This window comes from Nocardia sp. NPDC052112, assembly GCF_040680135.1.
Classification (GTDB): domain Bacteria; phylum Actinomycetota; class Actinomycetes; order Mycobacteriales; family Mycobacteriaceae; genus Nocardia.
This window is the reverse complement of sequence record NZ_JBFAWD010000003.1, coordinates 29,015-54,127: the sequence shown is the minus strand read 5'-3', so window position 1 is coordinate 54,127 and position 25,113 is coordinate 29,015. Positions and strand designations below refer to the sequence as shown.

Here is a 25,113-nt window from a genome sequence, read left to right as displayed (position 1 = left end):
CTCATTGGTGACCATTCACACATCGCCGTGAGCCGCTATTCGCTTGCCCGGGGCTAGCTGCGCCGATTAAAGTTACCGATCAGTAGGGCAATGGTGTTCCTGCTTTGGCTCAGCAAACTGTTGGCTGGCAGCCGAATCAATGATGTCCGCATTCACTGCTGCATGCCGGGCGCGCTTGTGTGACAACTCAATTCGAGTGCGACAGCAGGAGGAAATGCGATGGCGACTTTCATCGTGACGGGCGGGACCGGATTCTTGGGCCGCCGGGTGGTTCAGGAACTCCTGGCAGCCGATTCCGAAGCCATTGTGCATGTGCTGGTTCGCACTGCCTCGGTAGCAAAATTCGGCGAACTGACCGCGGCCTGGACCGGTGGCGAACGCGCCTTTCCGATGCTCGGTGATCTGACCGCCGAAGGCCTCGGTTTGATCGAGGACGCGCCCGAAGCCGACCACGTGATCCACCTCGGTGCGGTCTACGACATGACCGCCGATGAGGAGACCGCGCACGCGGCCAATGTCGCTGGCACGCGCTCGGTGCTGGAACTGGCCCGCCAGCTGGGCGCGGTGCTGCACCACGTCTCCTCGGTCGCCGTGGCCGGTGACCACAAGGGCAAATTCTTCGAGGAGGATTTCGACCTCGGTCAGCGGCTGACCTCGCCGTACCACCGCACCAAATTCGCCGCGGAGAAGCTGGTCCGCGAATCGGAGGGGGTGCGCTGGCGGGTATACCGGCCGGCGATCGTGGTCGGCGATTCGCGCACCGGTGAGATGGACAAGATCGACGGTCCGTACTACTTCTTCCCGGCCATCTCGCGCCTGGGCGCACTGCCGGCCGACCTGCCGATGCTGCTACCGGATCTGGGTGCGACCAATATCGTGCCCGTCGACTATGTGGCGGGTGCCATGGTCGAGCTGGTCCGCCGCAAGGGGCTCGACGGACGCACATTCCACCTGGTGAACCCGGAACCGCAGCCGTTCGGCGAGATCTACGGTGCGCTCGCGGCCGCGGCGGGTGCGCCGACCGGAATCGGCACGGTGCCCGGCAGCGGACTCGCGCTCGACGGGCTCGCCCACATCCCGGGTGTGGCAACGGTCCGCGATTTCCTGTTGGAGCAGTTGGGCATTCCGGCGGAGGTCGCACCGCACACCTCGTTCTCGGCGGAATTCGTCGCCGACTCCACGCGGGCACAGCTGCGCGGGTCGGGTTTGACGGTGCCCTCGTTCGACAGCTACGCAGACCGGCTGTGGCGGTACTGGGCCGAGCACTTGAACCCGAATCGGGGTCGGCCCGGCGACAGCGGTGATCCGTTGGACGGCCGCATCGTCCTGATCACCGGAGCTTCCTCCGGTATCGGCCTGGCCACCGCCCATGCCGTCGCGCAGCGCGGTGCGACCGTGCTGATGGTGGCGCGTGGTGTCGAGGACCTGCACGCCGCCGCGGAGTCGGTGCGGGCCGAAGGCGGCATCGCCCATGCCTATCCGTGCGATATCACCGATTCCGACGGTGTGGACGATCTGGTCGCCGCGGTACTCGCCGATCACGGTCATGTCGATTATCTGGTGAACAATGCGGGGCGCTCGATCCGTCGGTCGGTGGTGAATTCCACCGACCGCATGCACGATTTCGAGCGGACCATGGCGGTCAATTACTTCGGTGCGGTGCGACTCATCCTCGCGCTGCTGCCGTCTATGCGGGCGCGGCGCTTCGGACATATCGTGAATATCTCCTCGATCGCCGTGCAGACCAAGGTGCCGCGCTTCGCCGCGTATGTGGCCAGCAAATCCGCGCTGGACAACTTCAGCGAGATTGCGGCCGTCGAAAATCGGGATGCGGGAATCACTTTCACCTCGGTGCGCATGCCATTGGTGCGCACGCCGATGATCGCGCCGACCGATCTCTACCGCTCGCTGCCGGTGCCGGATCCGGATCGCGCCGCCGCCATCGTGGTGCGCGCGATCGAGGATCGCCCGCACCGCATCGATACCCCGGTCGGCACCTTCGCCCAGGCAGTCGAACTGCTGATGCCGTCGGTCAAGCGCAGGATCATGCACCAGGGGTTCCGCTGGTTCGGTGAATCGCATGCCGCACAAGGGAAGGCAGCCGGTGGGGTGGGTGCGGCGCAAGGGAAGCAGACGGCGGTGCCCACCGCTGTCGGGGAGACGGACCGGGACTCCGGTCGCAACGCGCTGTCCTACCTCGCACCCGTGGTACTGCCGCTGATGGCACTGCCGAGCCCGGCCGCGCGGGTCGCGCGGGTAATCCCCGGCGTGCATTGGTGATCGCGGCCATGATGGGCTGATGACCGAGCGCCACCGCACAGGCACCGTCAGGTTCTTCAAGGCAGAAAAGGGGTGGGGCGCGATCGCCTCACCCCACGTGCCGCGGGGATGCGACGTCTGGGTCCACTTCAGCGCCATCGACGGCGAGGGGTTCCGGGTGTTGACCGACGGGGACCGCGTCGAGTTCAGGTACGAGCAGGCGCGGCAGGATAGCTTCCGCTACCGGGCGACGTGGGTCAGGAAGCTCTGAGAGCGTGCGGTGCGGTCGTGGGACGTTCGGCCCTGGTGTGGACGATCGGCGTTTCGTATTCTTGCGATGCCGACCCGCCGCACTTTCTGCGGCGTAGTTGCGGTCCAGTGCCCGTGTGGTGACGAATCCTGGGACAAGGGACCGTCGAACCCATGGCAGGGATAACGGTCGTGAAAGTTCGTAGGAATGGTGTGGGGCAGTTCGATCAGTTGACCGATGAATTTTTGTCGGCCCTCGAGTTTCTGACGAAGCTGTCGGCCGAAGGCGGTGGGATGACCGCCCTGTGCGGCGCCTGTGTGCGGGTGTTGCCGGTGCAGCGTGCCGCGATCCTGATCCAGGAGCGCGATGCCGGGCTGCAGCCCTGGGCCACCAGTGATTCGGTCGCGGCGCGGGTGGAGGCGGTGCAGGCCACCGCCGGGCAGGGGCCGGCCATGGACGCCGTCGACGCCGGTGTGCCGGTGCTGGTGGCCGATCTGGCCGAAACCGATGTGCGGTGGCCGGGTTTCGCCGATGAATTGAACCGGGTCGCGGTGGCTGGGGCAGTGGTGGCGGGATCGATGGTCGCGGTGCCGTTACAGCTGGGTGTCGTGCGCTTCGGTGCGCTCGATCTGTATCGGGTCGAGCCGGGCAAGCCGGAACCGTACGTGATTTCGGCGGGGTTGCATATCGCCGATCTGGTCATCGCGCAATTGGTGGCCGGATCGGCGAAATCCGTACATGCCGCGGCGCAATGGTGGGATCAACCGCTGACCAGTCGCACGATCCACCAGGCGGCCGGAATAGTACTCGCGCAGTTGGACATCCGCGCACCCGATGCGTATGCGCGGCTGCGCGCCTATGCCTTCGCGCACGGGCTGTCGCTGTCCGAGGTCGCGGCGCTGGTCGTGGACGACCGGATCCGCTTCGATATCTGACTCAGTCCACCGCATCGGCCCGCAGATCGATACGGCCCTCCACAATGTCACCGGCGATATCGGTGAGCCGTCGTCCGGTGGCGCGGGCATATCCGCGCATGATTTGGAAGGCCCGATCCATATCCCGGTCGCCGCGCTCGGCGAGCACACCCTTCGCCTGCTCGATGGTGACGCGCATGTTCAGCGCGGTCGGCAACTGCGCCTGTATCGTCGCGCCATCGGCGAGCAGCACGTGCTGCGCTATGCCGACGGCCGCGATATCGGCGAGGATCTGTCCGATGCGCAGATCCAGCTGCCCGAGCGCGGTGGCCGAGGCGGCGAGAATCGTGAGCGCGCCGATACTGTCGCGGTGCAGCCGCAGTGGCACGGCATAGGCCGAGCGATACCCGGCGGCCGATGCCGCGAGTGCGAACTCTCGCCACCCATCCGAGGCGGCACGCAGATCGGGGACCGATACCGCGGTCCCGTTCCGATAGACATGCAGGCTCGGCCCCTCGCGCTGTAACAAACCGAGCAGTCGCAGCGACTCGTTGGTTGAGGCAAGTACCTGTAGTTCACCGCGTTGGTCGGCCAGCAACAATCCGGCATCGGTCGCGCCGGTGACCTCGGTGCAGGTCTCCAGTAGCTGCTGACACAGTTCGACAACGTCGAAATCGCTCGCCAGCGAGTCGACCGTGCGCACAAGTGACCGTAATAACTGGATCGAATCCGGCAGCGGCTCGGAGAATCGGTTGTGCTGCCGATCGTCGAATGGGGGCGCCATTGCAGTCTCCCGGTCGCGGTGAACGCTACTCGCCGCAATGCGGCACATTAAACGGAGAGAATTCAGCGAAAAAGCCCTGACCGGGCACATCATCGCGCCCAGTCAGGTGGGGCCATGTCGTACATGGTGGCATCCGAATACTAGTCATGTCGACCACTATCGGATTTCCAATCAATGGAATCCGGTGAGTAGCTGGGTAATTCGAAGGAGTTTGGTCGTGCCGAAATCGTGGTGTGTGACTTCGCTCAGCCATACCATGGGAATGTCAGCAAGTGCGGCGCGGGACTTGAGGGGACAACCGACTTTCGCGCATGCGGGGTGATTCGCGTGTCTGACAATGAGGTGCTGGTTGCCGCGGCAGCGCGGCTGGCCGAACTGCTTCCCGCGATCGGCGACACCGCGGAGATGGTGCGCCAGCTGATGAACAGCGCGATTGTCGCGCTCGATCTGGTCGGTTGCACCGTCATGCTGATGCCCGACGAGACGCTGACGCCCGATGAAGGATCCCATATGGCCGCCGCCGCGCCGGACGAACTCGTGGCGATGGAACTCTGTCAGCATCGCTGTGAACGCGGTCCGAGCGTGGACGCGTTCCGATCCGGCAAACCCATCGCAATCGACGATATCGGTCGCTACCGTGAGTGTTGGCCGGAGTTCGCCGCCGAGGCGGTCCGGCACGGGTTGTCATCGCTGGCCGAGATCCCGATGCGGGTCGGCGAGACCACGGTGGGCGCGCTCGGTCTGTATGGTCCGAGCCCGCGGGTCTGGACCGACCAGGATATTTCGGTCGGCGGACTCTTGGCGAGCATGGCGACCGGCCACATCGTCAACTCCAACGTGTTGCGCCGTCAGCAGCGTCTGACCGCGCAGTTGCAGCATGCGCTGGATTCGCGGATCGTCATCGAGCAGGCCAAGGGTGTGATCGCCAATGCCAGGCGGACCACGCCGGAGGCCGCGTTCGAACTGATCCGCACCCATGCCCGCAAGAATCGGGTCGCCGTACATGCGGTGGCGAAAGGGATCGTCGAACTCGGACTGCGCGTCTGAGTAGACCCATTACTGCGCGAAAGTGCATGATCATTTGCGCGCGGCGCGGTAATGTGAAAGTTGGACTATCGGCCCCAGTCCCCGGCCGGATCCCGTTCTCCGCCAGTTCCGTCCATGCCCTCGACGGTCTGCTTCGACGCAGCTTCATTCGTCGAAATAAAACTGCTTGTCGCATCACCAGTTTGTCTGGGGGCAACCGTGATCCTGCTCGCTTCGTCTCGGTCCGAACGCATTTCGCATCGGTCCAAAGGAATTCCGACCCCGCTGCGGTCCGTTTCTCGTCCTGTTCGTGATCCGATTGATATCGAATCCCGCGGTGTCGATGCCGAATTGGTACATCGCATCGGCCAGGGCGATCAAGAGGCCTTCGCGCAGTTCTATCGCCGCACTCGCGGTCTGGTCTACCAGCGCGTGCTGGCAATCGTCCGGGACCGCGGGTACGCCGAAGAGACCTGTCATGACGTCTACCTCGAGGTGTGGCGCTGTGCGATCGGATTCGACGAGCGCCGCGGTTCCGTGCTCACCTGGTTGCGCATGCTGGCCCATCGCCAGGCCGTGGACCGGGTCCGGCACGAACGCGCCACCATGGACCACAATCACTCGTGGGGCAGTCGCGATTATCAGCCCCCGACCGATGTCGTAGCCGAGGAGGCAGTGCGGCACGACGAAAGGGATGCTCTGCGTCGCAGCCTCACCCGTTTGACCGCGCTCCAGCACGAATCCATCGCGCTCGCGTACTACTCCGGACTCAGCTATCCCGAGGTGGCGGAGCGTCTCGGCGTCGGTCTCCCCACGGTCAAATCCCGGATCCGGGCTGGCCTGGAACACCTGAAGACCGACCTGGCCGATTCGCCCAATTAGCGCCTGGACGGACTGTCCGCGCCTACGGCGAACTGTGCGCCGCGCTCGTCGGCGTCGATCATGATCGAAACCTGCCGATGGCCATTGCTGGCGATGGTTGAGGAGCGCAGGCTGATCGTGGTGTTGCCCGGCGCGGGCAGGACGCCATCGCCGACTACCGGGCCGCGGTGGGGCGTCCGCGCGCGTGTGGCTATCCGGAACCGATGGCGTTGGTGACGATGTCGGCGATGCCAGCGCGGAATGCCTTGGGGGAGAAGGTCATCGCGTGCGCTCGGATGGCCGCCGGATCATAGGTGGCGGAATCGAAGTCGCGCATGGCCTGCGCCAGTCCCGCGATGATGTGCTCGTCGCTGCCGTGTTCGACGAATTCACCGGTGTATCCGGGGCGGATGGTATCGCGGGCACCACCATGATCGACCGCGAGAACCGGTGTGCCACAGGCCATTGCCTCGACGGGCACGATGCCGAAATCCTCGATGCCCGGCATGAGCAGGGCGCGGCAGCGGCGGTACGTATCCAGCAGAGTCTGGAAGGGGGCGGCGCCGAGGAAGGTTGTTTCGGTGCTCGCGATCGCGTCGAGTTGAGGGCGGAAGCGGCCGTCGCCGAGGACGACCAGGCGCACACCCGCGCGTTGGGCGGCGCGAATGGCCAGGTCGGGGCGCTTATACGGGACGAGGCGGCCCGCGGCGAGGAAGAAGTCTTCGCGGGGCACGGCCGGATCGGGGGTGAAATCGTCGACCTGCACCGGGGGATTGACGACGGTCGAGGGCAAGCCCCACCAGTCGTGAATGCGATCGGCCACCGCATGCGAGTTGGCGATCACCTGCGTGAGATGTGGGGCGGCACGCAATTCGCCGCGGCGGGCCAGTCGGCCGAGGGCGGTGAGCGCGAGCTGTCCGGCGCGCCCGCCCGCCTCCTGCGCGCGGAATTCCGGATCCCACGCCCAGCGGGCCGGGCTGTGCACGTACACGATGGTCGGTGCGTCCGTGGCGAATACGGCCTGGGTGGCGAAGGCATGATGACTGATGAGGACCGCATCGAAGCGTCCGCGCAGGGGCAGCTGTCGAAGGGCGCGCGGTACGAAGGGCAACAGCGGTGCGTGTGAGCGGCGACCGGTGGCGGCGTATGCGCGGCTGAGCCAGGTGTCCCGCACCCGGGTCAGTGGCGGTCGAATGCCTGCCCGATCGACGATGGGAGCGAATACCTGTGTATCGGGCCAGGTTTCGGCGAACTCGCCGACGACCGCTTCGGATCCGCCGAACTCGGTGAACCGTTCGTGCACTATGGCGATTCGCGGCGACCCGATCTCCCGATGCGACAGGCTCATTCGGGCACCGAGCCGATACGGCGGGGCTCGGCCTTGCGTCGAATGGCCGGAGCCACCGGGCGGCCTTCCAACAACCCGTCCACCGTGCCCTGCTCGATTGCCTTGCGGTACACGCTCACTGCCGCACGGCATGCCGTAATGGTCTGGGCGATATCGGTTTCGGTATGCGCGGCCGAGGTTACGAAGGACTGGCCGAGTACGCCACGGTGCAACAGTTCCTGGAGGAACAGCGTGCGGAACTCCTGAGATGGTCGGCCCTCGGGATCGTGGGTGACGAAGATCAGACACGAGGGACGACCCAGCACCCGCAGGTAGTCCGCGATACCGAGATCGGCGGCGATCGCGTTGACACCGTCGGCGAGCAGTCGACCGGCATATTCCATGCGCGCGATCGGATCACCGGTGGTGTACTCGTGCGCGACCGCACGAAACGCGGCCAGCGAAGCCGATTCCGGACCATGGGTGGTGGACAGCAGGAACACCCGATCGCGGTCGGTGCGCAACCCGCCGAGCTCCATGAACTCGCGCTTGCCCGCCAGCGCCGAAATCGGGAAACCATTGCCCATCGCCTTGCCCCAGCACGACAGATCGGGTGTGACCTCGTAGACGGCCTGCGCCCCACCCGCCGACCACCGGAACCCGGTGATCATCTCGTCGAAGATGAGCAGGGTGCGATGTCGATCGCAGAGTTCGCGCACACCCTCGAGAAAGCCGGGTGCGGGTTCGTTCAGCGCCGTCGCTGCCTCCATCACGACGGCGGCGACCGCACCGCTATGCAAAACGGCCGCCAGTGACGGCAGGTCGTTGTACTGGAACTGCATGGTGCCCGCGACGGCCTCGGTGGGTATGCCGCTGGCCATCGGGGTGGTCCCGATGAACCAGTCGTCCACCGAGAAGAACGGTTGATCGCAGACCGCGATGACCGTGCGTCCGGTAACGGCCCTGGCCAGCCGCACCGCTGCGGTGGTGGCATCGGAGCCGTTCTTGGCGAATTTGACCATATCCGCGCCCGGCACCAGCGACAGGAAATCCTGTGCCGCAAGCAATTCCAGTTCGGTGGGCCGACTGAAGCTGACACCGTCGGTAATCGCCTTGGTCACGGCCTCGAGCACCGGACGGTACCCGTGGCCGAGGGTGACCGAACGCAGCCCCATGCCGTATTCGATATAGCAATTGCCGTCGGCATCCCAGACTCGACAGCCCTCGCCGCGCACCAGAATCGGCGCCATGAACTCCGGATACTGATCCGGACCGCGGGCGTAGGTGTGCGCACCGCCAGGTACCAGGTCGTGCAGCCGTGCCTGGAGTTCATTGCTGCGCGCGAAACGGTCGCGGCGGACTGCGGGGTTGGTATGGCCGCGGTCAACGTGGTCCATGGTGAGCTCCTGGGCAGTGACGACACACGCGCACACAGGGCCCCCAGCACGAATCGGCTTGCGCGCGATAGGTTCTCCGTTTCAGAGTACGTCCCGTGGGACCCGGTGTCCGCGCAACTTCGCTCACCCCGGGGCCATAGGGGTAGTAACCGCCCACAGGTCGTGATCGGCCCTACGACCGGTGGCGCCGACGAAGCAGCGCATGCGTCCCTCGCGGACCATGCCGACCCGCGCGGCGATATCGGCCGAACCCACATCGCACGGTTCGATGGCGGTGGCCACCCGGCACAGGCCGAGTGCAGTGAACGCGTGGTCGAGAAGCAGCCGAGTGGCCGCGATCCGGACCCGCTCACCGCCGACGGCCGGATCGGTCCATACGAACATGCGGGCGTTGCGGTCGAACATATCCAGATCGAACAGCCGGCATTCGCCCGCGTAGTCGCCGTCCACCTCGACCACCAGCACCAGACCCCGCGTGGACCGCAAACCCGCACGAGCACAGCAGAATTCGCGTAACCAGCCGACCGGTCCGTGTCGACGCGCCCAGACCGCGGCCGGTGCGCTCGGGTCCGGATCGAGTGCGGCGCGATTGCGGATCCGCGCGACCCGCCACCGGGACCGGTCCAGCAGGTGCCGACTGCGCAGCACCACCCGGGGATCGTCCGGATCGATGAGCCGGGCGGCGGGCGGTGCGCGCAGCGGATCGAGTCGGTGCAGCGCCCGGCCCGCGCAGTACCGGGCAACGGCCGCCAGCACGGTGGTCCGGCTCAGCGGCGTAGCGGTGCCGGTGTCCGGTCGGGCGGGTCGGGGCGTTTCCGGATGGTGGGTCGAGTGGCTGTCGATCCAGCGCCGCGCGAAGCCTTTCGGTGGCATCGCGGCGTTGGTGATCGCCCACAGTTCGTGGTCGCGCCGGGCCCCGCCGACGTCGAAATACCTGGTCATCATCGCTTCGCGCTGGAAACCCATCAGTGCGGCGCCGCGTGCGGTGGCGATATTGGCAGGGGAGATCGGCGCGGTGATTCGTTGCAGACCCGCCGGTCCGAAACCGAAATCCAGCACCATGGCCGAGGCCAGGCCGCCGATGCCGTGTCGGGCCACCTCGGCATCGACCCAGATCCCCATTTCGGCGGAGCCGGTCGCGGATTCGATGGAAACCAGTTCGATCTGACCCGCGAGCCGGCCGTCGACCTCGATCACCAATGACAATCGGCGACCGGCCCGCGCCTCCGCACGGGCGTTGAGACATTCACGGACCCAGAGCTTTCCGGTATGTCGGGCAGCCCAATCCAGCGGCGAACTCGACCAGAAGGGTTCGATACCGCGCTGATCGCGTAGCCGGATCCGCCGCCATTGCGCGTAGTCGTCGACCCGCGGCGGGCGCAGTACGACCGTCGCGCCGTGCAATGTCATGGGTCCGAGCCGGATTCCGGACAACGAACTGCTGGACATGCTCACTCCCGGGGTCGTTGGCGGCCGAGCGAGGTTGTTTTCACGGCACCATCGGTGCCGACCGATAGGCGCCAGTAGCCGCCCGCCGCGTCCTTGAGGACGATGCCGCTCTCCGGGCGATCGGAAAGCCAAGCGCCACTGGACAATACGGCCGATCGCACAGTACCGTCGGCGGCCTGTGCCTGGAAGATATCCGCCTCGCCGTGCCCGGCCCGGCCGACCATGGTGCCGCTGTACTGCGGTGCGTGCATGCCGTCACGCCCCATGACATGCCACTTGTCCGGAAATATGGCGGGCGCGAGATCATCGGAGGCACCGGAGATCAGGTTGATCGCGGTGCCTTCCGGACAGCCCGCCTGATCGATGCGCAATTCGATCGGTGGCCGGTCGGAGTCCTTGTCGAATTGCACATTGGCCAGGTACGGCTGCCGACAGTAGACCAGGTCGAGGCCGACCGTGCGCGCGGCGACCTTGCAGTTGATCATCCCGAACTGCGCTGGTCCGCCGCGGTCGCGCTGGCCCACCGACAGTGCGGTATCGGCGCCTTCGAACCAGACATTGGTCAACCACCAGTCGTTGGCCGCACCGTCGATGCTGATATGCCGATCGGTGGTGCGCGGATCCTCGTCGGAAACGAATTCCACATTGGTGAGCGACAGCCCCGCATTATGGTTGTTGCCGGTGCCGAGCACCCCGATGTAGTTGCTGGTGAATTTGGCAGAGGTCACATAGTTCTGGATGCAAGAGGTGACGATGCCGAAGCCGAAGTTATTGATATCGCAGTTGACGAATGCCGTTCCGCCGGTGTTGTTTTCCAGGACCACACCGCGCTGTTGCAGGAAACGCGGGTGGTTCTCGCTGAGGTGATTGCCGCGGATCACCACCCCGTCGAAGGAGCAGCGGAACGATTCCGACAGCACGACGGCCGTCGAGCGTGGACCGGACAGGAAGAAGCCGATGCGGGAGAACCGCACCCGATTGCGTCTGCGCAGGTTGATGAGCGTGATATCGGCATCGCAGGTGACCAGTGTGACATCGCCGCCGTCGCCGAGCACCGTCGCGTAGTCGGGCAGGTCGGGCCAGGCGGTCACTCTGTAGTGGCCGGCGGGCAGATAGAGCACGAGTGGCGCATCCCCGACGGCGGCCGCGGACTCGATCGCCGCGGTATCGTCCGCGACGCCGTCGCCGACGGCACCGAAGTCGCGGACATTGCGTGCCGCGGGCGCGTCGGTGACATGCGGTGACCGGAATTCGATATCGGGGGAGTCGGAGGAGGCGCAGGCCGCCAGGGGTACCGCGGCGGCGGCGCCGAGAGATGCGGCCAGCAGTCGTCGCCGACCCACAGCTTCGGAATGCCCACCACCCCCCATGGGATTGCTCCGCCGCGATGCTGAATTCATACGCGCAGCCTCCCCACCAGCCGCTGTATTCCCGTACCGAGCTTGCTGTACGCTACCGCGCCGGTGAGCAGGTTGTCCCCGAATGTGGCCAGCGCGCCACGGATTTGCGGCGCGGTGCCGGTGCCGAGTTCGACCACCGCGACGGTGTGTTCGCACAGCGGGGCCAATGCGATCGCATCGGCGGCGTGGGCGACCGGCGCGGCCTGGATCACCACATGGTCGTAGTCGGTGCGTAGCTTGGCGACCACCGCCGCGAACCGGTCCGACGCGAGCAGATCGGAAGTGCGCTCGTCCATCTCACCCAGCGGCAGTACCGTCACCCCGGCCTGCGGCCACCCGGTCAGTGCGTCGGCGACGGGTACCGATCCGTGCAGCACACCGGCCAGTCCGGGCACCGCCCCGAGCACGATCCGCGGTGAACCGCCGTGACCGGAGGTGTCGGCGTCGATATAGACCACACGTCGGCCGGTATCGGCGAACGACTTGGCCAGCGCCATCGCGATTTCCGGCTCCGACCGGGCCGACAGACTCGACAGCAGCACCGTCGTCGCCTCGCCGTTGCGCTGCAGACGCGTTCGCAACCTGCGGGTTTCATCGACCGCACCCGGACGACCGAGATCGACGATGCCGAGGATCGGCACCGGTGCGCCGATGCGCGTCGAGCCGGGAATCGGGGTGGCCAGTACCGCCTCCAGATCGTTGGAGGTGCGCAACTTGCGGTCGGTGCGATCGCGGACGAAGGCGGCCAGCCCGCCGAGCGCGAGTCCGGCCAGCACCCCGAGCGCGAGCAACCGAGTCGATTGCGGACCACTTGCCGCGGCGGGCAGTTCAGCTCGGTCCACGACCTCGGCGCGGGCGGCGGGTGCCGCGTCCTTCTCGATGGATTCGAGTTCGGCGATCAACTGACGGAACTGCGCGACAACGGTATTGGCGATATCGCGGGCGCGTTCGGGTGTGCTGTCCTTGATCGAGAAGACGATCAAGGTGGTGGCGGGCGGTGAGACCGCGGTGATCTTGCCACGCAATTCGTCGACCGACATATTCAGGCTGAGATCGTCGATGGTGCGCTTGGCGACATTGGCGCTGGTGGCCAGGTCGAGGTAGGACCGCACGCGCTGTTGGGCGGCCAGTCCACCCTGATACGAATCGTTCACCGAGGTTCCGGTCGCCATCGAAACGTAGACGTCGCTCGTGGCCACATAGGTGGTCGGTTGACTGCGCGCGTAACCCACCGCCGCGAGTAAGGACAGCACCAGCACACCGAGAATCAGCATCCAGCGACGACGCGCGATATGCCAGTAATCGATCAACCCCATTGTTCGGAACCTCTTTTCCCGATGACGAGCAAAGGCTGTTGCGGTGGCCGCGGCAAGGCGCGGGGTTTCGCGCGGCGGCGATATTCCTCGACCATCAGCTGGATCAGCGTCGCGAGAACCGCGGCCTGCAGGAATTTGCCGAGCGCTTCCATGCTGCCGAGGATGCCGCGCTCGAACAGCGAGGAGGCTCCGGTCAGCGCGAGCGCGAGCACCACCATCGGGAAATACCGGGAATACAGTGCTTTGGCCCAGGCGAGCAGCAGCACGAAGGTGAAACCGACGCTCACCACGATGCCGGTGTAGCCGCCGATCACATAGCCCTCGTTGACATTTCCCTCGGCGAGTGACACCGAGACCCGGGTCATATCCACCGAGGCGCCGCGAACGTCATCGGCCCATGCGGTGCCCGACTGGAATTTCGGCGCTCCCAGCAATTGGGTCGGTATCAGACTCGATGCGGCGTGGCGGAATTCCTGGGCGGGCGTGAGCCAGTATCCGGTGCCGTGATAATAGGCGTCGGTCGCGGCCTCGAGCAGATCGAAGCGCCGCAGGATGCTCAGAAACGGTCGCACCGAAGGCGGGTATGCCGAACTCGTCATCGCCGCTTCGGCCTTGCCGACCTCGGTGGTCTTGAACGACTGCAACCAGCCGAAGCCGCCGATGCCGAGCACCGCGATCGCCAGCACGCCGATGACCTTGGCCTTGGTCCAGCCGAGTATCGCGAACCGGACCGCCACCGCCAGTGCAGCGCCGAGGATCGGCGTCTTCGATTCGACGACCACGGTCCACATCAGTTCCCCGGCCAACAGTGCGCCGATCACCAGCGCGGTGGTACGCGGCTGGGCCGGTCGGATGAAGATGATCAGCCCGAGCGCCGCGACGGTCGCGAGAATGCTGACGAAGTTGAGAATCGGATTGGCGCTGTCGATATCACCGGCGTGGCCGATGGATCCGGTGGCATAGGCGGCGCCCCTGCCGAGCAGGCCGATGATGTAGATGGTGGCCAGCGCGGGTACGAAATCCGGATTGCCGATCATCGCGGGCGGGCCGGGCATCGGATGGTGCCGTGACCAGATCGCATATCCCACAATGAGTATCGCGTACACCCACAGGCCGAAGACGACATGATGCAGGACCAGCGCGATGCCGCGGTCGTAGCCGAGCTCGGCCAATCGCGGATCGGGCACATTGTCGCCGTAGTGTGGTTCGGGCTGCACCGCGAGCAGTACCAGCGGCCGGGCGAGATAGGATAACGACCAGAATGCCGCCTGGGCGATGATGACAACCCGTGCGACGCTGGGCACCCACGCAGCGGCGACCACCAAAGTGGCCAGGGCGCAGGCGATTGCGGTGATCTCGGCATAGGCACTCATGTCCGGGCCTCGAGTACGTTCGTGATCTCCCGCGCCCGGTCGACATACCGGTGCCCGCCGTCGGCGATCCGCCGGTATCCGGCCCCGGCGATCGCATCCGCCTGCTTCGGATGCCGCGCACACCAATCCAGGATGTCGCGCAGCTCCGCCTGATCGGTGAAGAGGAAGCATTCGACGGTGTCGCGCAAGAGTTCGGCATGTTCGTCGGTGCGTTGACCGACGAAAAGCCCACCCGCGGCGGGCACTTCGAAGGTGCGGCAGGTGTGGGTGTCGCGGTTGTCGGAGTTGAGCAGCACCAGATTCGCGGTGATATCGGCGAGCACGGCCGAATAGCCCGAACCGTAGACCGGCCCGCCCACCGTGGCACGGGTGGTGCGCATTTCCGGAACGCGCCGCCACCCCGGGCCGCGCACCAGCATCCGGTCACCGTATTCGCGGGCCAGCGCGACCAGATCGGCTCGGCGATCGGGGCGGCAGACGCCGATGAAGCCGACCAGGTAGCGCGGCGTCCGTCCGCGCGCGGCCGGATAGTGCCAGGCCGGATCGTAGGCGCTGCGGACGAAGGCGACGGCCTGCGCGCCCCGGTCGACGAGTTCGGGCACATTGTGCCGCTTGGTGGTGACGATCAGATCCCAATCGGATTCGTGTGCAAGGTATTCCGGACTGATGTTGTCCGGATTGGTGACATCGTCGGGGCTGTAGTGCACATGCAGCCGCGCCGGGATGTCCAGCAACCTGCGCTGGTCGAGATGCACGGCCTTGAAGGCGAAGACCAGATCCGGCCGGAACTGTGCCGCGGCGCGGTCGATTTCGCCGTGCAGGTCGGAGACTGACCACGGTGCGCGCCGCCGCGCGAACTTGGCGAAGACCCACGGCGGCGACAAGCGTGTAGGGAGGGTGACCGGGGTGGAATCGATGACGACGACCTCGTGGCCAGCCTGCCGGAAGCCGTCCGCGAGCGAGCGCGCATTGCTGCCGACCCAGTCGTCCCCGACGAACAAGATCTTCACGCGGCGCCTCCCTCGCGCATCAGCACCACTGCGGGACTCGCGGCTACCGGCACTGCGCGTTCCCGCACGATCAAGGTGCGGACCCGCGCGAGATACCAAATCGCCGTGCTGAATTCGACGAATACGCTGCCGTAGACGAGTGTCCAGACCGAATGAGTCCGAAAGGCAATGAACAGTGCGATGCCTGCGACGCAGGTGCCGAGCACCGCGCCGACGAGTACGCCGGTGGTGTCCTGCCGCACCGGTAGCAGCGCGGTGGTGACGAAAGAGGTGATCGTGGTGGCGGGCAGCATGAAGATCTCGACCCGTAGCAGCCCGACGGCGCCGGTGAATTCGTCACCGAAGACCAGCCGGATCAACAGCGGCGCGGCCAGCCACACGGCCACCGCCGCGACGGTGGCGACACAGATGCAGGCCGCCAGCGCGAGCAGGGCGTGCCGCCAGAATCGGTGATCGGTACTGCGCTTTGCCATTCGGGGTAGCAGCGCGAAACCGATAGGGTCCAGGGTGGATTGGATTGCGCGCACGAGCCGGTCGCCCGCGGAGTAGAGACCGAGTGAAACCGTATCCAGCACCGCCGAGTACACCGCCGCTGCGCCCTGACCGTAGGTGGTCACCAGGACACGTGAGGTGAGAATCGGTGCGCCCGTGCGCAATACGCTCCTGATGTGCCGTGGCCGCGCCGGCGGACCGAAAGTGCGCAGTGAATCCCACCAGGTCAGCGCCACGGTGGGCACGGACGATATGAGCAAGCACAGCAGTGCGACCTGTGCGCTCGGCGTCCGGGGCAGGAGCCCGACGAGCAGGATCAGATAGCCGATCCGCCCGACCGCCTGGTATGCGGTCGACGCCCCGAATCGGCCCTGTCCGATCAGCAGCCAATCCTCCGAGACAGACCAGAATCCGCCCGCGAACAGACCCAACAGAATCATGTCCACCTGGACCGACGCGCTCGCCGCCAGACTCAGCAGCAGGGCGATCCCGATGACGCCGAGGGTGGTCGCGCGGATGGCGAGGTAATCGCCGCGCAGTTGATTGATGGTGTGCGGCCGCGCGCTCGCACCATCGCGTTCGCGCGAATCGTGCACCCGCGCGGCCAGGAACGAAGTGATACCGAGGTCCACCAGCAGCGAGCCGATGAAATACGACGACATGCCGATCGCCAACAGACCGAGGCCGTGCGCGCCGAGCACCCGCGCGATCAGCGGGACCGTGACGATCGTGATGACGTACTGCCCGTACTTGCCGAAGGTGACATAGCCGATATCGCGCAGCACCGCGGCGAGGCCATGGGATCGGTGCAGGCCGCCGCCGGATGCGCCGCGTTCGTCCTTGCGGTGGGCGCCGCCGGTGGCGGTCGGTGTCGGTGGTTCGGTGGGTTGGCCTGCGGCATGCTTGTTTTCAGACATGCGGAGTCCGTTCTCGCGGATTCTGCTGTCCCGCCGCTCCGTTGCGTTGGGTAATGGAATTGAGGAGGGCGGCGACGGTGCGCGCCGACGTTTCGATATCGAAATCCCAGGCGCGGGTGCGGGCCGCGGTGGCCAGGCGGGTGCGCAGTGCGGGATCGCCGATGAGGGTGTCGAGTGCGGTGGTGAGCTGCCGCTGATCACCGCCGTCCACGAGCAGTCCGTTGACACCGGGCTCGACGATTTCGGTGGGGCCGCCCGGTCCGGAGGCGATCACCGCACAGCCCGCGTGCATACCTTCGACGACGACCTGTCCGAATGGTTCGGGGAGCACCGAGGAGTGCACGAGGATATCGGCGTCGCGCAGATAGCGTCCGGGATCCTCGACGTGTCCGGTGAAGGTGACCGGCAGCCCGAATTCCTGTGCCAGCCGCGCCAATTCGGTGTGATATCGCTCCTCGTCGAAGAAGGTGCCGCCGATCAGAAAGACCTGTCGCGGTTGTACTTTCGCCGCCGCGATGGCACGCAGCAGCACGTCCTGCCCCTTCCACGGCGTCAGCCTGCCGACGGCGACGAGGACCGTTTCGGTGGGTGCGCGCTGTGCGCCGCGCTCGAGATCCGCGTCGAGTTCCACCCCCGGATAGGCCACCACCGCGGGGCGGCGGCCGATCCGCAATGTGCGCAAGGTGGTTCGGCTGTTGGCGATATAGCCATGTGCCATGAACCGGCCGAGCAGTTGGATCACCACGGTCGGCAGGCGGCCGAAATAGTCCACCGATATCCGATCGTGCACCTGCCACACCAACGGAATGCCCGCGCGTCGCGCCGCGACCGACCCCATCACCAAAGCCTTGGTGCTCTCCACGATCAGCACATGGGCACCCAGCTCGCGCACGGTGGCACCGAGCGCCCAGCCCAATCGCAGCAGCGCGATGAATCCGGCGACCAGCCGCACCGGCCCGGATCCGATGGTCATGGCACGGCTGTCGAACGCACCACGCACTACGCGGGTTTCGACCCCGCGCGCCCGCATGCGTTCGACCATCGGGCCGTCCTCCGTATAGATCTGAGCAACATCGATGAGCCGCGACTCGCGCAGTGCGGCAAGCAACCGCAGCGTCGCCAGTTCCGCGCCCGACGGCGCCGCGGTATGCGCGAGAAAGAGGGCCTTGGTCGTCCTCGATGGGGTCATCGCCTTAATTCCTGATACATCGTGAGATGGCGCCCCGCTGTGACATCCCACGAGAAAGTTTCCGCGTACGCGCGGCATTGTTCGGGTGTCGGCAGTGTGCCGTTCATCCCGGCCACGATCCGCGCCCCGAGTGCCTCGGGCTCCCGCGCGGGCACGATCAGCGAAGTATCCAGTCCGCGTACCGAATCCGGCAGTCCGCCACAGTCGGTGACGATCGGTGCGCGACCCGCGGCCAGTGATTCCAGGGCGATCAGGCCGAATCCTTCCAGCGCCGTTGTCGGGACAATGGTGAGTTCGGCCTGTGTATAGAGCTCGGTGAGCTGTCGGTCATCGACCTTGCCCGCGAAGGTGATCGAATCGCCCAGCCCGGCGCCCGCCGCTTGGGCGCGCAATTCGCCTTCGGCGCTACCGGTTCCGACGAGGACGAGGTGCGCCTCCGGATGTTCGGCGACCACGCCCGGCCAACAGCGCAACAGCGTATCGATACCCATCCGGCGTTCGAGTCTGCGCACACACAGCACGGTCCGGTGGGTGCCGGTCGGTATCGGCGCGGCGCGGAATCGGGTCAGATCGACACCAGGCGGGATTACCTGGATCCGCTCGGCCGGGACCCGGTAGTCCTCGCAGAGCACCTCGCGAAAGTGGTTGGACAGCACCACGAATCGGTCCGCGCGTGCATAGCGGATCCGCTCGATCAGATACTTCGCCCGTACGCCGAATTCGCGCTGTCCGGTCAGGCGGCTCTCGGCGGCCCACGGGCCGTGGAAGTGCACGACCAGCGGCACCGGCCCGCCCCGCGCGCGGGCCGTCGGGCCATACAGTGCGAAGTGCCGATCGAGGATATCCGCGCGGCGCAGTTCGGCCCGCTCCAGAAATGCGGAGCGGGCCCGTGCGATGGTCGAACCGTCGGTTCGTCCCCACGACCGCGCGCCGGGCGGATCATCGGGACCGACCGCGCCGAACGCCGATGCCGAAACCTGTAGTCCCGCTTGCCGTGCGAGTGCATGGAATAGCTCGGTGAAATAACGATTGAGTCCGCCGGGGGCTGCCGAGAACCATTCGGACCCTGTCATATGCACGCGCAATACCCCGGTCGCTGCCGTCACCGCGGCCCCCTACTCCTGGCGATGATGGGACGAGTCCGCTATCTGAACTCGCTTCCCGCGCAACAGTCTAGGAGAGTTCCTGGGTTTCGGTCGGTCGTCGAGATCAACTTCCGACCAAGGCGAATGCCCAGTCCGTTGTCCATCAGCCGAGATCGACCCCCGTGCCCGACAGCGCCGCCCCTACCACGACGCGAAGCCCGGCAAGCCATCCGACTGTCGGCGAAAGGTCGGTTTCGCCTGAGCGGGATGCGTATTCCCGTGTCGCCGTTGCGTGGTACCGCAGCAGCACGGTTCGGTTTCCGGGCTTCGCTGATCGTCCCGGCCAGATGTGATTGTCCGGCCAGCGCCGGCCTCATTCGGTGTGGGACGGTACAAAACCACGCGGCCAGCGCAGGAGCTTTACGCACATAGTTATTTCCGGTGGCAAATCCATAGCTGCTGGGTCGGCAGCGTCAAATGAATTGCGGAGATTGTCATACCGAAGGACATTGAGTTGCGATGAGGTATTCCGTTTACGGTGACCTCGGCAAATGAAGCGGACTGTTCGTCTTCTGGTCACGATCATCTGTCGGTCGGCTGATAATCTTGCCGTGATTGTCGACCGTCTGACCATTCGTTCGGTGTCTATCCATCAACCCGTGCCGCGGAGTATGTTGCGTTCGGTCTCCGCATATTCGTGTCTCCCCGACGTCGGCCACTATCACGTGAAGTTCGAAGCCTGCCTCGTCGTACGTGCCATCAGCAGCATGTCACCCCCGCTTTGCGGTGGCATCGGTGGATGGCGCGCTCGATGCTGCTTCGCTCGAGGTGTGGTGACGAGGTTTGCTGCGCTGATAAAGGTGTGCTCCGGTCCGTGGAAATGCGATGATGCGGCAGCAATCGCCAACTGGACCTGTGTAGACCACTGTATCGGCGGTAGGCTGCAGCAGTATCGCACCGGATCGTGCAGATTTCCGGAGATTTGGTTATCTTCTCGCGATCCGGATGGCTGTCCGGGATAAATAGTGTGTCGATCCAATCAAGATCATGACGTTTCTATCGAAAAGCGCGACTCGTATAAATATTCCAGCAACGAACAGGCATCGATGTAGACTGAGGTCCATGTCGGCTGATGTCGACCCTGGTCATACCCGGCTACTGGTGGCGGAAGATCACCCTATGGTGGTGATGGCGTTGGACTCCGCCTTCGAACTCGTCGACGACATCGAGGTCATCGAAATAGCGAGGTCGGTCGAGGACACCATCGGTGCGGCAAGCCGGCACCATCCGCATGTCATCCTGCTCGACCGTCGGCTGCCCGATGGCGATGGGATCGATGCGATCGAGCGGCTGCGCACCGTGTCACCGGAGACCAGGGTCCTGGTCTTCACCGGGGATGCGAACCAAGCCATGGTCGATCGGGTGATCGCGGCGGGTGGTGCCGGCCTGGTGCTCAAAACTGGAGTGTTCGACGACCTGCTCGACGCTATTCGGCAGGTCGCCGCCGGCCAGGATTATTTCGACGTCGACCTCGGACGCTGAGCGGTTGTATAGGCGAAGTTAGGTTAGGTACAGCTAATGGTCAACGACACCGCGACCATGGATCGAGTAAGCGGCAACGACGAACGCCTACAGCCCCTATTGGACGGGCTCAAAGCGGTACGCGACGGTGACTTCCGGCGGTCGCTGCCCAAGGTCGGCGATCCGCTGCTGGACGAGATCGCCACCGTATTCAACGGCATGGTGGACCAGCTCTCACTGTTCACCACCGAGGTCACCCGCGTCGCCCGGGAGGTGGGTACCGAGGGCAAACTCGGCGGCCAGGCGTCGGTGCCCGGGGTCTCGGGCACTTGGAAGGATTTGACCGAGTCGGTGAACGCGATGGCGGACAACCTCACCGCTCAGGTCCGCGACATCGCCGGTGTCGCCACAGCGGTGGCGCAGGGCGACCTGTCGCAGAAGATCACCGTGGATGTCAAAGGAGAGTTGCTGGAGCTGAAGAACACCATCAATACGATGGTGGATCAGCTCTCGGCGTTTGCCGACGAGGTGACCCGTGTCGCCCGAGAGGTGGGCAATGAAGGCCGGCTGGGTGGCCAGGCACAGGTGCCCGGCGTGTCTGGAACTTGGCGCGACCTCACCGAATCGGTGAACATCATGGCGGGCAATCTCACCGCGCAGGTTCGGTCGATCGCGGAGGTGACGACCGCGGTGGCGAAGGGCGACCTGTCGCAGAAGATCACCGTGGATGCACGCGGTGAGATTCTGGAGCTCAAGTCGACCATCAATACGATGGTCGATACCTTGTCGTCGTTCGCCGACGAGGTCACCCGTGTCGCCCGCGAGGTCGGTACCGAAGGTCAGCTCGGTGGCCAAGCCCAGGTGCTCGGAGTCTCGGGCACGTGGAAGGGCCTGACGGAGTCGGTGAACTTCATGGCGGACAATCTGACCGATCAGGTGCGGTCGATCGCCCAGGTCGCCACGGCGGTTGCGCGCGGGGATCTGTCGCAGAAGATCCGGGTCGATGCTCGGGGTGAGATCCTCGAGTTGAAGGACACGATCAATACGATGGTCGATACCTTGTCGTCGTTCGCCGACGAGGTCACCCGTGTTGCGCGCGAGGTCGGTACGGAGGGGCGGCTCGGTGGTCAGGCCGATGTGAAAGGCGTATCCGGCACCTGGAAAGGCCTGACCGAGTCCGTCAATGTGATGGCGGACAATCTGACCGATCAGGTGCGGTCGATCGCCCAGGTCACGACGGCGGTTGCGCGCGGGGATCTGTCGCAGAAGATCCGGGTCGATGCTCGGGGTGAGATCCTCGAGTTGAAGGACACGATCAATACGATGGTCGATACCTTGTCGTCGTTCGCCGACGAGGTCACCCGTGTTGCGCGCGAGGTCGGTACGGAGGGGCGGCTCGGTGGTCAGGCCGATGTGAAAGGCGTATCCGGCACCTGGAAAGGCCTGACCGAGTCCGTCAATGTGATGGCGGACAATCTGACCGTTCAGGTGCGGTCGATCGCCCAGGTCGCCACCGCGGTTGCGCGCGGCGACCTCTCGCAGAAGGTCACTGTCGAAGCCAAGGGCGAGGTCGCCGCGCTGGCGCAGACCATCAATACGATGGTCGACACCTTGTCGTCGTTCGCCGACGAGGTCACTCGTGTGGCGCGCGAGGTGGGCACCGAAGGCATCCTCGGCGGGCAGGCGCGCGTGCCCAATGTCGCCGGCACCTGGAAGAACCTCACCGACAATGTGAACTCGATGGCGGGCAACCTGACCAGTCAGGTTCGCTCCATCGCCCAGGTCACCACAGCCGTGGCGCGCGGCAACCTGTCGCAGAAGATCGACGTCGATGCGCGCGGCGAGATCCTGGAGCTCAAGACCACGATCAACACCATGGTCGACACGTTGTCGGCGTTCGCGGCCGAGGTGACCAGGGTGGCACGCGAGGTGGGCAAGGATGGCCGGCTCGGCGGACAAGCCGAGGTCGAGGGCGTATCCGGAACCTGGAAGCGGCTGACGGAGAACGTCAATGAGCTGGCCGGCAACCTGACGCGTCAGGTGCGCGCCATCGCCGAGGTCGCGAGCGCGGTGGCGACCGGAGATCTCACCCGATCGATTTCGGTCGAGGCACAAGGTGAGGTCGCCGAACTCAAGAACAACATCAACGCGATGGTGCAGTCCCTCCGCGAAACCACCCGCACCAACGAAGAGCAGGCCTGGCTCAATACCAACCTGGCGCGGATGTCCGGACGCTTACAGGGACACCGGGACCTCAGCGCTGTCGCCCAGCTGATCATGAACCAGCTGACCCCACTCGTCGGCGCTCAGTACGGCGCGTTCTTCTTCATGGAAGCCGAAGACAACCGCGTCCAGTTGCGGCTGATCGCGGGCTACGGGCGCAATGACGACAAGGTCGTATTCGAGCTCGGCCAGTCGCTGGTCGGGCAGGTGGCGCTGACCAAAAAGGCGATCGTCGTCGACCAGACACCGCCGGACTACGTCCAGATCAGCTCCGGTCTCGGGGCCGCGCGGCCGGTCAACTTGATCGTGCTGCCGATAGTGTTCGAGGACCAGGTGCTCGGTGTGATCGAACTGGCCTCCTTCAGCCGGTTCACGCCGGTACAGCAAGATTTTCTCGAGCAGCTGATGGAAAGCATCGGCGTGAACTCGAACACGATCATGGCCAACGCACGCACCGACGCGCTGCTCGAGGAATCGCAGCGACTTGCCGGCGAACTGCAACAGTCCAACGCGGCACTCGAGGAAAAAGCCGAGCTGCTGGTCCGCCAGAACCGCGATATCGAAATCAAGAACTTCGAAATCGAACAGGCCCGGCGAGAGATCGAGGAGCGTGCCCAACAGCTCGGGCTGGCGTCGAAGTACAAGTCGGAGTTCCTGGCGAACATGTCGCACGAGCTGCGCACACCGTTGACCAGCCTGCTGATCTTGGCGGGCATATTGGCACAGAACACAACCCGGAATCTGACCGCGAAGCAGGTCGAATTCGCCAACGTGATCCAGTCCGCCGGCAAGGATCTGCAGCAGCTGATCGACGATATTCTCGACCTGTCCAAGGTCGAGGCCGGGAAGATGGATATTCAACGGGAGTTCGTGCCGCTGCGGCAGCTGCTGGAATACGTGCAGACCACGTTCCGGCCACTCATCAGCCAGAAGGGCCTCGAGTTCGACGTCGATGTCGAGCCCGGCGTTCCCGACCACCTCAACACCGATGAGCAGCGGCTGCGGCAGGTGCTGCGCAACCTGCTGTCCAATGCGGTGAAGTTCACCGAGAAAGGCATGATCCGGCTCCGGGTGTCGCGGCAGGACGGCCGCATCGCATTCTCCGTGAGCGACACCGGAATCGGCATCGCCGAGCAAAACCTGGAGGCTATCTTCACCGCGTTCCAGCAAGCCGACGGCACCACCAGCCGGCGATACGGCGGTACCGGCCTCGGCCTGTCGATCAGCAGGCAGGTGGCGAACCTGCTCGGTGGCGAGATCCGTGCCGAAAGCCGACTCGGCGCCGGAAGCACGTTCACGCTCTATATTCCGGTGACACCGCAACTGGAGGTCGCGGTCGAGTCGAGGACGCGGTCGAAGCCGGTCGATCGTTCCGTACTTGTCATAGAAGACCAGGACAGCAGGCCGCTGACCCGCATGGTCCGTGGGGTCGTCGGGGCACTCGCGGACACCGCGGGGACGGTCCGCATCGAGTCCGTCGGCAGCGCCGACAAAGCACTCGCGGCCTTGCCGGCCCATCCATATCGGTGTGTCCTGCTGGACGCGAGCCTGCCTGGCGTCGGCACGGCGGAATTCCTGCGTGGCCTGCGCGAGGGCACGGCGTCGAGAAGTATTCCGCTGCTTGCTCATCCGGTCCGTGAACTCGGTCCAGACCAGGAACGGCTTATCGAGGCGTATGCCCGGGACCATCGGGTCGAACTGGTGGCTTCGCCCGATGAGTTCTGCGAACGGTTCATCCTGTTGCTGACCCATCCACACCGGACCGAACTCGAAGCACCGGAGCGGCGGGCAGGGCAGCCCGGACTGGCCGGACGCAAGGTCCTGATCATCGATGACGACGCACGAAATGTCCTCGCGATCGCGGGAGTGCTGGAACTGAACGGGATGTCGGTGGACCATGCGCCCAACGGGCGAAAAGGCATCGAAACACTGAAGGCCAACCCGGACGTCGATGTCATCGTGATGGACGTGATGATGCCGGAGATGGACGGATACGCCACGACCACGGCGATACGGAGAATGCCCCGCTTCGACCGCCTCCCGATCATCATGGTCACCGCGAAGGCCATGGCGGGCGATCGGGAGAAGAGCTTGGCATCCGGCGCCAGTGACTACATCACCAAGCCCGTCGATCCCGACGAACTGCTGGAGTGCATCGACCGCTGGTTGCAAGCGGTCGATCGGCCGGACGGCGAACCGAGCCCGGTGGCCGAGCTCGATGTTCGCGCATAGCTGATCCGTAGCGGTCAGATAGCAAAGCGGCCAATGGATTTGACGATTCGCGACCGCTCGACGGACCGGATCTCGTCATGCCGGTCCA

The 25,113-nt window shown here is 65.3% G+C and carries 18 protein-coding genes; 7 read left to right on the top strand and 11 right to left on the bottom strand.

What is annotated here, in order from left to right; genetic code table 11:
* Nucleotides 1-219 precede the first annotated feature (219 nt).
* The 3 genes from AB0L58_RS06200 (at nt 220) to AB0L58_RS06190 (ending at nt 3,444) form a co-directional block, all read left to right on the top strand.
* Nucleotides 220-2,280, top strand: a complete 2,061-nt coding sequence (locus AB0L58_RS06200; RefSeq protein ID WP_364381951.1) for an SDR family oxidoreductase — start codon at nt 220-222, stop codon at nt 2,278-2,280.
* A 19-nt stretch (nt 2,281-2,299) separates the two neighbouring features.
* Nucleotides 2,300-2,530 carry a cold shock domain-containing protein gene (locus AB0L58_RS06195; RefSeq protein WP_364381948.1) on the top strand — a complete coding sequence of 77 codons (231 nt, stop codon included), beginning with the start codon at nt 2,300-2,302 and terminating at the stop codon, nt 2,528-2,530.
* Between the two features lie 170 nt (nt 2,531-2,700).
* Complete coding sequence (locus tag AB0L58_RS06190; RefSeq protein ID WP_364381945.1) at nt 2,701-3,444, top strand: GAF and ANTAR domain-containing protein; 744 nt, start codon at nt 2,701-2,703, stop codon at nt 3,442-3,444.
* 1 nt (nt 3,445) lies between these two features.
* Here the strand turns inward: AB0L58_RS06190 and AB0L58_RS06185 are convergent, their stop codons facing one another.
* Nucleotides 3,446-4,207, bottom strand: coding sequence for a GAF and ANTAR domain-containing protein (locus AB0L58_RS06185; protein WP_364381942.1), 762 nt, complete (start codon nt 4,205-4,207; stop codon nt 3,446-3,448).
* Between the two features lie 327 nt (nt 4,208-4,534).
* Here AB0L58_RS06185 and AB0L58_RS06180 point away from each other — a divergent pair, with 327 nt between their 5' ends.
* Nucleotides 4,535-5,254, top strand: coding sequence for a GAF and ANTAR domain-containing protein (locus AB0L58_RS06180; RefSeq protein ID WP_364381940.1), 720 nt, complete (start codon nt 4,535-4,537; stop codon nt 5,252-5,254).
* Nucleotides 5,255-5,584: 330 nt separating this feature from the next.
* Nucleotides 5,585-6,115, top strand: coding sequence for a sigma-70 family RNA polymerase sigma factor (locus AB0L58_RS06175; protein ID WP_364381938.1), 531 nt, complete (start codon nt 5,585-5,587; stop codon nt 6,113-6,115).
* A gap of 190 nt (nt 6,116-6,305) precedes the next feature.
* Here AB0L58_RS06175 and AB0L58_RS06170 read toward each other — a convergent pair whose 3' ends face one another.
* From AB0L58_RS06170 to AB0L58_RS06125, 10 genes are all read right to left on the bottom strand, one after another.
* On the bottom strand, nt 6,306-7,421 hold the full coding sequence (locus AB0L58_RS06170) for a glycosyltransferase (protein ID WP_364383180.1): 1,116 nt from the start codon (nt 7,419-7,421) through the stop codon (nt 6,306-6,308).
* 17 nt (nt 7,422-7,438) lie between these two features.
* Entirely contained in the window at nt 7,439-8,818 is a 1,380-nt protein-coding gene (locus AB0L58_RS06165; RefSeq protein WP_364381936.1) for a glutamate-1-semialdehyde 2,1-aminomutase, read from the bottom strand.
* Nucleotides 8,819-8,941: 123 nt separating this feature from the next.
* Complete coding sequence (locus AB0L58_RS06160; protein ID WP_364381933.1) at nt 8,942-10,267, bottom strand: GNAT family protein; 1,326 nt, start codon at nt 10,265-10,267, stop codon at nt 8,942-8,944.
* Nucleotides 10,268-10,269: 2 nt separating this feature from the next.
* A complete protein-coding gene (locus tag AB0L58_RS06155; RefSeq protein ID WP_364381930.1) occupies nt 10,270-11,667 on the bottom strand; it encodes a glycosyl hydrolase family 28-related protein in 1,398 nt (465 codons plus the stop codon).
* Nucleotides 11,664-12,983, bottom strand: coding sequence for a Wzz/FepE/Etk N-terminal domain-containing protein (locus tag AB0L58_RS06150; RefSeq protein ID WP_364381927.1), 1,320 nt, complete (start codon nt 12,981-12,983; stop codon nt 11,664-11,666). Before AB0L58_RS06150 ends, AB0L58_RS06155 begins: the two co-directional genes overlap by 4 nt.
* Nucleotides 12,974-14,356 carry a hypothetical protein gene (locus tag AB0L58_RS06145; RefSeq protein WP_364381924.1) on the bottom strand — a complete coding sequence of 461 codons (1,383 nt, stop codon included), beginning with the start codon at nt 14,354-14,356 and terminating at the stop codon, nt 12,974-12,976. The genes AB0L58_RS06150 and AB0L58_RS06145 overlap by 10 nt, the downstream gene beginning before the upstream one ends.
* The gene (locus AB0L58_RS06140) at nt 14,353-15,366 is read right to left on the bottom strand and encodes a glycosyltransferase (protein WP_364381921.1); all 1,014 of its coding nucleotides are present in this window, start codon (nt 15,364-15,366) and stop codon (nt 14,353-14,355) included. The genes AB0L58_RS06145 and AB0L58_RS06140 overlap by 4 nt, the downstream gene beginning before the upstream one ends.
* Nucleotides 15,363-16,775, bottom strand: a complete 1,413-nt coding sequence (locus tag AB0L58_RS06135; RefSeq protein WP_364381918.1) for a lipopolysaccharide biosynthesis protein — start codon at nt 16,773-16,775, stop codon at nt 15,363-15,365. The genes AB0L58_RS06140 and AB0L58_RS06135 overlap by 4 nt, the downstream gene beginning before the upstream one ends.
* Nucleotides 16,768-17,964: a glycosyltransferase family 4 protein gene (locus AB0L58_RS06130; RefSeq protein WP_364381915.1), complete on the bottom strand. Its 1,197-nt coding sequence runs from the start codon at nt 17,962-17,964 to the stop codon at nt 16,768-16,770. The genes AB0L58_RS06135 and AB0L58_RS06130 overlap by 8 nt, the downstream gene beginning before the upstream one ends.
* A complete protein-coding gene (locus AB0L58_RS06125; RefSeq protein WP_364383177.1) occupies nt 17,961-19,037 on the bottom strand; it encodes a glycosyltransferase family 4 protein in 1,077 nt (358 codons plus the stop codon). The genes AB0L58_RS06130 and AB0L58_RS06125 overlap by 4 nt, the downstream gene beginning before the upstream one ends.
* Before the next feature lie 1,134 nt (nt 19,038-20,171).
* On the opposite strand from AB0L58_RS06125, the gene AB0L58_RS06120 reads away from it, so the two are divergent.
* Both AB0L58_RS06120 and AB0L58_RS06115 read left to right on the top strand, forming a co-directional pair.
* Nucleotides 20,172-20,591 (top strand): response regulator transcription factor, encoded by a 420-nt coding sequence (locus tag AB0L58_RS06120; RefSeq protein ID WP_364381912.1) that lies wholly within the window; start codon nt 20,172-20,174, stop codon nt 20,589-20,591.
* Nucleotides 20,592-20,627: 36 nt separating this feature from the next.
* Nucleotides 20,628-25,025: a HAMP domain-containing protein gene (locus AB0L58_RS06115; RefSeq protein ID WP_364381909.1), complete on the top strand. Its 4,398-nt coding sequence runs from the start codon at nt 20,628-20,630 to the stop codon at nt 25,023-25,025.
* Nucleotides 25,026-25,113 lie beyond the last annotated feature (88 nt).